The 11,038-nt window shown below is 37.2% G+C and carries 10 protein-coding genes, 1 tRNA gene and 1 rRNA gene; 5 read left to right on the top strand and 7 right to left on the bottom strand.

The window, feature by feature from the left end; translation table 11 throughout:
• Positions 1-117, bottom strand: a 16S ribosomal RNA gene (locus PSR9079_RS17910); the annotation flags it as partial.
• Positions 118-786: 669 nt separating this feature from the next.
• Here PSR9079_RS17910 and PSR9079_RS17905 point away from each other — a divergent pair.
• The 3 genes from PSR9079_RS17905 to arsJ all read left to right on the top strand — a co-directional run bounded on the left by PSR9079_RS17905 (position 787) and on the right by arsJ (position 3,975).
• Positions 787-1,629, top strand: coding sequence for a metalloregulator ArsR/SmtB family transcription factor (locus PSR9079_RS17905; RefSeq protein ID WP_149982683.1), 843 nt, complete (start codon positions 787-789; stop codon positions 1,627-1,629).
• A gap of 99 nt (positions 1,630-1,728) precedes the next feature.
• Positions 1,729-2,739, top strand: a complete 1,011-nt coding sequence (locus PSR9079_RS17900) for an ArsJ-associated glyceraldehyde-3-phosphate dehydrogenase (protein ID WP_149982682.1) — start codon at positions 1,729-1,731, stop codon at positions 2,737-2,739.
• A 6-nt stretch (positions 2,740-2,745) separates the two neighbouring features.
• Positions 2,746-3,975 carry an organoarsenical effux MFS transporter ArsJ gene (arsJ, locus tag PSR9079_RS17895; protein WP_149982681.1) on the top strand — a complete coding sequence of 410 codons (1,230 nt, stop codon included), beginning with the start codon at positions 2,746-2,748 and terminating at the stop codon, positions 3,973-3,975.
• On the opposite strand, the gene PSR9079_RS17890 is transcribed toward arsJ, so the two are convergent.
• Positions 3,969-4,736: an EAL domain-containing protein gene (locus tag PSR9079_RS17890; protein WP_064668622.1), complete on the bottom strand. Its 768-nt coding sequence runs from the start codon at positions 4,734-4,736 to the stop codon at positions 3,969-3,971. The two genes, arsJ and PSR9079_RS17890, sit on opposite strands and share 7 nt — an antisense overlap.
• 226 nt (positions 4,737-4,962) lie before the next feature.
• On the opposite strand from PSR9079_RS17890, the gene PSR9079_RS17885 reads away from it, so the two are divergent.
• Entirely contained in the window at positions 4,963-5,382 is a 420-nt protein-coding gene (locus PSR9079_RS17885) for an ANIS5 family metal-binding protein (RefSeq protein ID WP_149982680.1), read from the top strand.
• A 61-nt stretch (positions 5,383-5,443) separates the two neighbouring features.
• On the opposite strand, the gene PSR9079_RS23705 is transcribed toward PSR9079_RS17885, so the two are convergent.
• The gene (locus PSR9079_RS23705; protein WP_179959214.1) at positions 5,444-5,611 is read right to left on the bottom strand and encodes a hypothetical protein; all 168 of its coding nucleotides are present in this window, start codon (positions 5,609-5,611) and stop codon (positions 5,444-5,446) included.
• A gap of 8 nt (positions 5,612-5,619) precedes the next feature.
• Positions 5,620-6,345, bottom strand: a complete 726-nt coding sequence (locus tag PSR9079_RS17880) for a zeta toxin family protein (RefSeq protein WP_149982679.1) — start codon at positions 6,343-6,345, stop codon at positions 5,620-5,622.
• 98 nt (positions 6,346-6,443) lie between these two features.
• Between PSR9079_RS17880 and PSR9079_RS17875 the strand changes: the two genes are divergently transcribed.
• Positions 6,444-6,905 carry a site-specific integrase gene (locus PSR9079_RS17875; RefSeq protein ID WP_246175597.1) on the top strand — a complete coding sequence of 154 codons (462 nt, stop codon included), beginning with the start codon at positions 6,444-6,446 and terminating at the stop codon, positions 6,903-6,905.
• 10 nt (positions 6,906-6,915) lie between these two features.
• On the opposite strand, the gene PSR9079_RS17870 is transcribed toward PSR9079_RS17875, so the two are convergent.
• The 3 genes from PSR9079_RS17870 to rtcR form a co-directional block, all read right to left on the bottom strand.
• The gene (locus PSR9079_RS17870) at positions 6,916-8,637 is read right to left on the bottom strand and encodes a DUF6119 family protein (protein WP_149982678.1); all 1,722 of its coding nucleotides are present in this window, start codon (positions 8,635-8,637) and stop codon (positions 6,916-6,918) included.
• Between the two features lie 196 nt (positions 8,638-8,833).
• Positions 8,834-8,910: transfer RNA gene (locus PSR9079_RS17865), tRNA-Ile, on the bottom strand.
• A gap of 251 nt (positions 8,911-9,161) precedes the next feature.
• Positions 9,162-10,772 carry an RNA repair transcriptional activator RtcR gene (rtcR, locus tag PSR9079_RS17860; protein WP_246175596.1) on the bottom strand — a complete coding sequence of 537 codons (1,611 nt, stop codon included), beginning with the start codon at positions 10,770-10,772 and terminating at the stop codon, positions 9,162-9,164.
• Positions 10,773-11,038: the final 266 nt, after the last annotated feature.

The following is an 11,038-nucleotide window of genomic DNA, read 5'->3' as shown; positions in this document are numbered from 1 at the left end:
CTCACCCGTCCGCCGCTCGTCAGCAAAGTAGCAAGCTACTCTCTGTTACCGCTCGACTTGCATGTGTTAGGCCTGCCGCCAGCGTTCAATCTGAGCCATGATCAAACTCTTCAATTAAAAGTTTTTTGTCTTTCGACAGCTCAATGAATTCTGAATTATTTGTTTTTGTTGCCAAAAACGAATTGACTGTGCTGCAATTCTTTTCTTAAGTAAAACCTAAGTAAGTTATTGCTGTTGGTCACTCAGTTTCAATTGAGACTCTAAATTTTTTGCCTTGCTTAGCTATCTAAAAGAAAGTTAAGCTCGGCTGTTAGAACTCAATCTGTACGAGTGCCCACACAGATGATTGCTTTATATTGTTAAAGAACGTTGCGGTTAAAGTTAAACTTTATCTCGCTAGGGCTGCGCATATTACGCTTTCCTATTTTTTTGTCAACACTTAATTTTAAACTTTATTAAAAACCTAAACTCAAGTTTTACTCGACTAACTGATTAACTCTTGCAGCTTAAGCGTTGCCTGCTGCCGTCTCAGTGGGGTCGCATTATAGGGCGCGGCGAATTTTACGCAAGCGTTTTTTAAAGAAAACTATAAAAAACATGCCTTACGCTTGCTTTTTAGCCAAGATGCTTAAAAACACATCTAAAAAATAGATAATCGCTATTGTTCAATCCTTCTAAAATAGGGTTTCACATTCATATACGCTGATATTAATAACACTAGTATTGTATATATGAAATTTCATATATACACTTAATAGATATTGTCAGTCAGAATATTTAATTTACATGTCCCAAAGTAATAGCTCAAAGCAGAGTGTGCTCTTTCTGTGCACTGAGAATTCAGCCCGTTCACAAATGGCAGAAGTATTACTGAGAAATAAAGCGGGAGAGATTTTTGATGTTTATAGTGCTGGGATCGCTCCTAATAATATTGATTCTAGAACAATTAATTGTTTGCAAAAGTTTAACTTGCCGATAACTGAGCTCAGCGCAAAACATATAGCTGAGTTTACAGATAAGACTTTTGATTATGTTATTACGCTATGTGAAAGAGCAAACAATGAATGCAGAGCTTATAAAGGCGCACTGTTGCAACTTGGGTGGGATATTGCAGATCCAAAAGTAATGGTAGGTTTAGAGCCCTTTGTCGCAACCCTCTATGAACTTGATAAACGACTGGATATGTTTATTGACGTACACGGTAATATTAATAACCTGCAATCACATCAGTATGTGCCACTATGTAGTAGTACCATCTCAGATCAAGATAACGAGTTATCGATAGATCCAAGCATATTTTATAAATGCTTAACTGATCAGATCCGATTAAAAACTTTAATGTTAACCAACTACTATGGCGAGTTATGTGTTTGCGAATTAATGGTAGCACTACAAGAGCAAAGCCAACCAAAGGTATCGCGTAACTTAGCCGTATTAAAGAAAGCCGGCATCATTACAGATAGAAAGCACGGACAATGGGTGTTTTACCAAATTAATCCAAGATTGCCACAATGGAGCAAGACGATTATTAGTACAACCACTGAAAGTAATCTCCATCTGATCATCAACAGCCTTAAGCGATTAGCGACTATGCATAAACGACCTAATAAAGTGAGCTTTTGCAGTTAACGATAACTTTAATAAACACAGCACAATTTAACATTGGCTAACGTAATGAAGCGCTAGCTTTACCGCACTTACAACCCAACAATTAATCAGGATGTAATTATGACAGTAAAAGTAGGTATAAATGGTTTTGGCCGTATGGGCCGATTATCAATGCGCGCAGCATTTGATTGGCATGATATAGAAGTTGTCCATATTAACGATCCAGGCGGTAATGCTGAAACATTCGCTCATTTAATGACGTTTGATTCAGTACACGGTAAATGGCATCACGAAGCAAGTCATACTGAAGATACTATTATAATTAATGGTAAAACAATTGCTTTTACGCAAAACACTAAAACAGAACAGACTGATTGGTCAAACTGTGATGTCGTTATTGAAGCGTCGGGTAAAATTAAAACCAAGGCACTACTGCAAGCTTACCTTGATCAAGGTGTAAAACGCGTAGTTGTTACAGCACCAGTAAAAGAAGAGGGTATTTTAAATATAGTAATAGGTGTAAACGACCACCTTTATAATAAAGAGATTTACCCAATCGTTACCGCTGCATCATGTACAACTAACTGCTTAGCACCAGTAGTAAAAGTTATTCATGAAAAGATTGGTATCAAGCATGGCTCAATCACCACCATTCATGACATAACCAACACCCAAACAATTATTGATGCGCCGCATAAAGACTTACGCCGTGCACGTTCATGCGGCACAAGTTTGATCCCCACTACAACTGGTTCAGCTACTGCTATAACGCATATATTTCCAGAGTTAAAAGGTAAACTAAATGGCCATGCTATTCGCGTACCGCTAACTAACGCATCAATTACTGACTGTGTATTTGAACTTGAGCGCGGTACTACCGTTGCTGAAGTAAATAAATTACTTAAGGATGCTGCTGAAAATGAACTAAAAGGTATTATGGGCTACGAAGAACGCCCACTGGTATCTATTGACTACAAAACCGATCCTCGTTCCAGCATCATTGATGCGCTATCAACCATGGTGATCAACGACACTCAAGTAAAACTTTATGTGTGGTACGACAATGAATGGGGCTACGCGAACCGAACTGCGGAACTGGTACGTAAAGTTGGTCTAGCTGACAAGGAATAATTAACCGTGGATCGATTCACAGCACTCTCCCCACAAATAAAACAATATTTGATCATTACCAGTAATTACTGGGCATTTACTTTAACTGATGGCGCACTGCGGATGCTCGTGGTGCTGTATTTTTATCAATTAGGTTACAGCCCACTTAGTATTGCTATGTCGTTTTTGTTTTATGAAATTTTTGGTGTGATCACCAATTTAGTGGGCGGATGGCTGGGAGCTCGATTCGGCCTGAATAAAACCATGAACATTGGCTTAGCATTACAAATTGTGTCTTTGGCAATGCTTATGGCACCTGTAGATACACTCACCGTAATTTATGTGATGGCTGCGCAGGCGCTTTCAGGGATCGCAAAAGATCTGAATAAAATGAGCGCCAAAAGCGCTATTAAGTTACTAGTACCAAAAGAAGCGCAAGGCCAGCTTTTCAAATGGGTGGCTATTTTAACGGGTTCTAAAAATGCGTTAAAAGGTGTTGGCTTCTTTTTAGGTGGCGTACTGCTGACTTTGCTAGAGTTTCATGGCGCAATGCTAATCATGATCTGCATGCTCACTATGGTTTGGCTATTTAGTTTATTCGCATTAAAAGAAGATTTAGGCAAAGCTAAAAATAAAGCCAAATTTAGTGAGCTATTCTCTAAGAGCAAAGCAATTAATGTACTTTCTGCGGCACGACTATTTTTATTTGCCGCCAGAGATGTTTGGTTTGTTGTGGCGCTACCGGTATTTTTAGCGGCTACATTTGCCTGGGATCACTGGTGGGTTGGCGGCTTTATGGCATGCTGGATTATTGGTTATGGCATAGTGCAGTCTTTTGCGCCTTATATTACAAACATAATGAGTACAGGAAAAAAATCAGTTCAGGTGCCCTGTGGCCGTAGCGCTTTTTTATGGGCCAGTTACTTAACAGCTATACCGGCCATTATTGCCTTAGCTCTGCATTTTGACTTTTATATACAAGCATCCGTTATTATCGGTTTACTGATATTTGGTGCGGTGTTTGCTATCAACTCATCATTGCATAGCTATTTAATTGTAAGGCTTGCTGATAGTGATGGCGTGTCACTTGATGTAGGCTTTTATTATATGGCCAATGCTATGGGGAGATTACTAGGCACTGTTTTATCGGGCTGGGTGTATCAACAATATGGACTTGAAGCCTGCTTATGGATCTCAAGCTGCTTTATTGCCCTAGCAGCACTGTTATCGCTGGCACTACCAAAGAGTAATCAATAGTCAATAAAATCAACTACTGGCAAGCTCTCAAAGCCTGGTTTAGCAAATAAATACCCTTGCATTAACTCAATACCTGCGGCTTTTAACCATGTATATTCTGCAAGGGTCTCAATCCCCTCTGCTAATGGGGTGATATTTAATTCACGAAGCATATTTAAGCTATGAGTCACTATTGATTGGCGTACTTTATCTGAATCTATATTGCGAATAAGCTCCATATCGAGCTTAATAATATCCGTTTGAAAATCGGCTAATAAATTAAGGCCCGAGTAACCAGATCCAAAATCATCCAGAGCTGTTGTAAAGCCTAGAGATTGATAATATTCAACCACTCGCTTAATGTGAGCACTGTCTTCTATTTTCTCAACTTCAGTAAACTCAAACATAATTCGTTGCGTCGGAAAGTTATATTTTTTAGCTGCTTCTAAGGTGGTACGAATACAGCGTTCTGGCTTATAAATAGCATTGGGTAAAAAGTTAATGCTAAGCATAGAATCAACCCCTAACTTAGCGGCTAAAGCAATCGCTTTTATTCGACAGAACTGATCAAAAGTATAACGATTTTCTTCATTTACTTTTGCGATAACAGAATATGCAGACTCATTATTAATGCCTCGCACTAGAGCTTCATAGCCAAAGATAGAGCGCGTCTTACAATTTACAATTGGTTGAAATGCCATAGTAAAATCAAAGCCTAGGCCTTCTAAATCGGCACAGTCATTACACGATACCTTTTCACATTCAGTTAGTTTGTCATTCATTCAGCACAACCCATTTTTGTCTATTTTTTCATAGTAGTAGAGTTAAAAGCGAAAGCCAACCTTACTTTAACTATTGCATATAAAATCAAGTTCACTATGCAGATATTCCTTAACGCTGCACTTTGAAGAATAGAAAGTATATTTCAAGCCCCCAAATATGGAACGCTTAATGCATTTATTTTTTAAACCAAATAACTTGTCAACTTTTTGCCGCACGGGACACGCAATGAATCTAACGAATATACCTTCATCACTGCTTACAGATCCAAACTATTTAAAGCAAACACAAGCAGGCACACAGCAAACAAGTGACAAAGAACAGCTAACCTCTACCACAGAGGTGGAGAGTAGCGAAGAAGACACTGCTGAAAATAAAACTGACAACAATGAGACGGTAGAAAGTACACAGCAACAAATGATTAAAAACATTAAAGAACTACAAGAAAAAATACGCGCACTTGACGATGACAGCAGCCTTACCAAAGCAGATCAACAATCACAAAAAGCTGAATTGCAAAAAGAGTTAGACAAAGAACTGGTTTCAATCCAACTTAGCGTGAAAAAGAACGTATCAACCTTGATGGGAAGTTTATTTTCGTCAGCAGGCAACAGCAGCTCAGGTTTATTGTTTAACCATAGTGCTTAGAATTACTTTCTAACTAACACTCTCAAAACTAAAAAAGTCCCATTGCGGGACTTTTTACTAATTATTTTTGGATAGCAGACGCTTTATTTACAAGCTGCACTTGAGAGGTAATAGCGCGATCAATAACTTGGCTATAAACTCGCTTCTTCTCGCTTGAGCTAGAATCTAGCACAAAATCTGAAAGCTTAGAATTTTGAGCTTGCTTTGGCTTTAATAAATTTGAAAACATAGGTACTCCTAAAGCTCGTTTTTTGAGCTGGACGGTGATTCTATCAGGCTCTGTAGATCTTCTCTAGTGAATTTTTCATCTAAATGATGCTCTATTGCCTGAACATTATCGTGATAAAAACGTGTTTTGCCCTTATTATTTTTAACTAATAAATCCACTTGAATTTGACTACCGAACTTGAGCTTAAGTTCCCTTATAACCTCCTGAGAAGCAAAGAACTGATCAATAAAGGTATCAGCTAGAATTCTACGTCCCTCTAGCTTTTCTCTTGCCTCAACGAACTCCCAAGCCAGCTCTGGTTTTTGATATACAAACAGAATTAGTACTTGCCTTTCCTTACGGATAGAGCGTTCAATATTCTTTTTTGCAACATCATAACTTGCCAAAGTTCCATCTAACAAAAAAGATTGCTTGTTTTTAAACGCATGGTCAAGTGTTCGCTCAACAATAAAAGAAACTGCGCGATGAAATAAATACGAGTTATCACCTGTATAACCAGGTATAAGCTCTCTTAGTTCATCAGGATAAAGCCTTAATACATTATCAGCTCCAATTTCTTCCAAAAAGGCTTTTGAAGCTTCAGTTTTTCCAGCACCAGGCGAACCTGCCATAAAAACAGAAACCGGCCTAGTATCAGGAGGAAACTGATCTTTATCTGTTAACTCGCGAGCTATACGAGTCCTATTATTTTTAGCATAGGCAATTGCCTGTCGCTCTAGTTCTTCTGGTGTCATATGAAGCCTTATGATTCTCTATTCATTATGTCACTTAAGTGCCTATTAGCAAGTGATTCAAATTCTGAATATACCCTAGGGCTCTTGTCGTTTTTTTAATGGCAAAAAAATTACATGAACTTTTAACAATTGCCAAAGTATCAGAGCGTAAAGCTGATATCCGTCCAGCGCTAGACAGTAAATGGCTTGTTCGAGAAGGTTGTATTTATACAGTGAAAGGCAAAGGCGGCCTAATCCGTGATGTATTAATACCTAGCGCATTAGCTACACAGCTAGAACAAAGGCGCTTAACACAGCCCATGACGGTTCGTGATAGAGAAATTAACTATTTGCAACGTTATGATATTGGTGGAGGTCATAAATGGTCATGCTCATTTTCAAAAGCATCTAATCGTGCTTTATTTTTTTCTAATGGCGCTCATGGACTCAGGCATAGCTACGCACAAGAGAGAATGGATGAACTAAAGAACTTAGGCTTAAGTAGGACAACTGCTCTCGAAACTGTATCGCAAGAGCTAGGCCACTTCAGAGCTGAAATTACTGAAGTTTATTTAAGGTAAATAGTTGCAGCTATTTCGAAGTTGTAAAGTTTATAACTTTTACGGGCACCATGCTTAAACTCACATTGCTATATTTTAAGACCCTTCTTAACCTTTCATAGGTCATTTTCAATTCATATTTAGCCATTAGTGGCAGGCTATTTTTGTCAGGTTTTATTTTTGTTTTATCGTACAGTAACCACAGACCAACAGAATAATCAGTTCCAAATATTTCTTCAGGAATCTCTTTGATATGGTCTAAAAATAAATTTTTCTGTAGATGGCCTGATTTCTCAATATAGTTTCTTATTTGATCAATAAACTTAGGATCAACTAAAAAAGATTCACAATAAAATCGGGCTTGAGAGAATAAATAATTGATTGAGCTACACCCTCCATACTTTTTAACATGGATTATATTACCTTTCCCTTGACTATCAATTTCAAAAATATCACAAAACTCTTTATCCTTTCTACCTCCTCCAATTTGTAATTTAGCCTGATCAAATTTTATTGAATCAGGGTTCAGGTCACAGTATTTTTGATTAAAATTTTCTTCTCTATTTTGTTTGAGTTTTCCACATGAGATATCTATATTTTTATAGCTGTTTGATATATCAACTTCTTTCAATTCTTTATTGATGAAGTTATTAATTGCTTCATAAAAATCATCATCAACTTTTCTCCACTCACCATTAGAAAGAACATAACAGGATTCATCTGCTATTTCGGCGACAAGACATTCATACAGAGACCAATTTTTATAACTTAATATCTTGTTTTGATCATGTGAGTATGCATAAATATTTTTGCGACTCAGCCTACTTAACGATATTTTCCTGATATCTTTAAAAACAACTTTTGCTAAATCATCAACACTAATATGGGAAAAAATTTTATTTTCTCGCTTATCAGAATTCGAGTAGGAAAAGCTATACTCGTCATCAGGTATGAACTCAGGAATAGCTAAATGTATTTTAGAAAAGTCTTCGACTTGAATTAACTTCAAAAGTTTTTCATCAAGCTCATTTTTAACTTCTTCGGAAACTGGAGATAAATTGGGATAATTCGGGAATAAATCTTTGTAAGCTTCTGAATTGTAAGCTTCTAGGTACTCATTCAAATTAGAAATCAAACGTTCCCAGTTAATCTTATCATCACCAACAACTTTAACAGTTAGATTATTCTTACCTTGCAACGTAACTTTTTTATCATCTGAGTGGTGTGCTGATAAATAGCTCAGTAACTCAGTTTCTGACATACCAAAATCAAATGCATCAGAAGGCTTGCTTAATTGACGGTCAATCATTTTTGTTGTACTAGAGTGCACTGAACTTTTTGCCTGCCTAACTTCTTGATTACCGCATAAATTCATAGCTACTTTGATACCAAAGTCTGGCTCAAATAAGTTTTTCTTTAACCAGCTTCGACCACGAGTCCCAAATGCGGCAGCAAAAACACGATCATTTTTCATTACCAATAATAATCCACTTGGACGTAAGGATGAGATTGTGAAATTAATTTCGGAACCGCCCTCTAGCTGTGAATTAATAAAGTCCAACCATGGCGGAGGTGATAAGTTTGATTTTATTTGATGACAATAAAACTCGCAGAGACAACCACCCACCTCAAAGCTTCTAACTTTAAAAGAGTCACTTTCTACCTGCGGCATTTTTTCAACATCAATCAAATCACTAAAAATTTTACCTTTCTTAGATAAATAAAGTGATATCTGTCCTAACTCGTTATCCATAGCGTTCCCTACTGTTTAAATAACACTTTACTATGAAGTATTAATTTATAAAAACAAATATGCAAACATTATTGGAACGCAAGTGAGGTTACACGATTATATTACTTTGCTATATTGAAAAGTAGCACAGAGGTAGCACAGAGGTAGCACAGGGTAATTTCGGTTAGTAGGTATTTACTTGGAAAGCTTTTAAAAGTGGTGGCCCCTCCCAGACTTGAACTGGGGACCTAACGATTATGAGTCGTGTGCTCTAACCAACTGAGCTAAGGGGCCATTTTGTATTAGCTTGTGTTTTTAAACAAAGCTAAATTTTTGAAGCGTTTAATCACCTAAGCGACTAAAGCGGGTTGCAGTATAAAAAGTTTTTACTGGCTTGTCACTAGCAAAAACCTTTATTTTAACAATCAATAAGCTAACTGCTTAAATAGTAGCCGCAAAAGGTATAATTAAAGAGTTAAGCTATTACAACTCTCTGGATGTTTAACGTTGTTGATATCCGTTAACACAGTACATACCCATAGTTTTTAACTATGTTTTGAGTTAGAGGAGATATCACTCCACTTCAAACCAAATTTATTCAAATATTTTTGCAAGCGACTAGAGTCGTTAGCTTGAGACTTAAGCGTGCGACTTACGTTAAATAACTCCCTGCCAGCTGATGCCATACTATTGTGACGCTGGCAGGTAGTAAGTACGTGGCTAAGCTGATTAATATCAAAGTTATCTAACTCTTCTATCTGAGTATTTTCAAGATAATCACAAAGGACAGTCGACGCTAACTGTTGATTTTGCGGATACCAAGCTTGCTTTAAGCGATCTATTTCATCTTTCACATCTTCTACTATGATACGTGAAGAATCAGCCAATGTGCATAATCTTGTAATTGCAGAGCTCAAATCACGAAAGTTGCCAGTCCATAATGCCTCGTTTGAAGTGGCAAAACCAATGAAGGCATTTTTAGCTTCTTTATTAAATTGCACGCGATCCCCCATTTTTTTAGTATAGAGATCAACTTCGTAATCAATATTTGCTGGAATATCTTCTTTTCGATCTTTCAGTGCTGGTAATTCGTATGCCCACAGGTTAATACGAGCAAACAAGTCACTTCTAAAATGACCTTGAGCTATCTCTTTTTTTAAATCTCTATTGGTACCTGCAATTAACTGAAAATTGCTTTGAACAGGTGTATCGCTACCAACTGGGTGAAAAACTTTATTTTCAAGTGCATGCAGCAGCATTGCTTGCTCTTCTAAACCCAGCTCGCCTATTTCATCTAAAAATAACACGCCATCATGAGCGCTCAATAAAAAACCATCTCTTGCTTGCTGGGCCCCCGTAAAAGCCCCTTTTGTGTGACCAAATAACGCAGCCATGGCATTCTCGCCTTTTAAAGTGGCACAATTTACAGAAACCAATGTGCCTTTTAGCATTGAACGCTTTTTCTTTAATTGAAATATACGGGTTGCAAGCTGGCTCTTACCCGCCCCAGTAGGCCCAGTTAAAAGCACGGGATCGTGTGAGCGAATTGCTACTTTTTCTATTTGTGTGATCAGTTGATTAAAAAAAATATTTTTAGTTTCTATACCGCCTTTTAAAAACTCCTTACCTTGCTGATGCTCAATATCAAACCGCGTAGCTAATTGATCATACTTAGATAAATCCAAATCGATGATCTGTATACGCCCTATCGATTTATTATTGTTATTATGATCTGGTGATGTTTGAATCAAACGCCCTGGAAAGTGCCGGCTTTCTGTAAGCAAGTAACTGCATATTTGCACAACATGCGTACCCGTTGTGATATGAAATAAGTAATCGTTTTTATCAGTATCAAAAGTGTAGTGTGAACACCAATCAAAGAGCTTGGCATACACTTCTTCAAAGTCCCACGGATCGCTAAAATTAAGCTGGTGCAACTGCACATTAGTTTCAGGAGAGACAGACTCAATATCCACTGCAACATTATTAGCAAGGCGGCTACTGTGATTGTCATGCAGCATATGTAGCTGATTAACTATTAGATTATCTTGACTACATAAACTTATATTAGGCCGCCACTTAGCCCACCGATCGACTCTCTTACCGACATAATCTAACTGCGTACCAATTAAACTAACAACTACTGTATCTTTCACAACTATATCCATATGGATAAAAATATTATCCAAAACAATACAAAATAACGAAAAACCTATCAAGCGCAATAACTAGAAATACACAAATAAAATCATTTTAAACATTAAAAACAAAAACTTAAAAACAAATAAAAACATTTAAACAAAACTGGCACATGACTTGTAATTACCTAGGAGTCTGATTAATTGGGTGTGATTCAAAAAGTCACTCTGGTGCGCTCAACACTGTTGCCGCGTATTCCTAATCAAACAACATTGAAAAGTTA

Origin of the sequence: Pseudoalteromonas rhizosphaerae (genome assembly GCF_902498845.1) — a bacterium.
Taxonomy (GTDB): domain Bacteria; phylum Pseudomonadota; class Gammaproteobacteria; order Enterobacterales; family Alteromonadaceae; genus Pseudoalteromonas; species Pseudoalteromonas rhizosphaerae.
The sequence above is the reverse complement of the archived record's forward strand: the minus strand, read 5'-3'. Positions and strand labels throughout refer to the sequence as shown.

What these genes read in the sequence shown, in the direction of transcription:
- PSR9079_RS17880 (WP_149982679.1), bottom strand. Translation starts at nt 6,345, where the DNA reads ATGACACCAGAAGAACTAGAGCGACAGGCAATTGCCTATGCTAAAAAT.
- PSR9079_RS17875 (WP_246175597.1), top strand. Translation starts at nt 6,444, where the DNA reads ATGGCAAAAAAATTACATGAACTTTTAACAATTGCCAAAGTATCAGAG.
- PSR9079_RS17905 (WP_149982683.1), top strand. Translation starts at nt 787, where the DNA reads ATGTCCCAAAGTAATAGCTCAAAGCAGAGTGTGCTCTTTCTGTGCACT.
- PSR9079_RS17890 (WP_064668622.1), bottom strand. Translation starts at nt 4,736, where the DNA reads ATGAATGACAAACTAACTGAATGTGAAAAGGTATCGTGTAATGACTGT.
- PSR9079_RS17900 (WP_149982682.1), top strand. Translation starts at nt 1,729, where the DNA reads ATGACAGTAAAAGTAGGTATAAATGGTTTTGGCCGTATGGGCCGATTA.
- PSR9079_RS17870 (WP_149982678.1), bottom strand. Translation starts at nt 8,637, where the DNA reads ATGGATAACGAGTTAGGACAGATATCACTTTATTTATCTAAGAAAGGT.
- PSR9079_RS23705 (WP_179959214.1), bottom strand. Translation starts at nt 5,611, where the DNA reads ATGTTTTCAAATTTATTAAAGCCAAAGCAAGCTCAAAATTCTAAGCTT.
- PSR9079_RS17885 (WP_149982680.1), top strand. Translation starts at nt 4,963, where the DNA reads ATGAATCTAACGAATATACCTTCATCACTGCTTACAGATCCAAACTAT.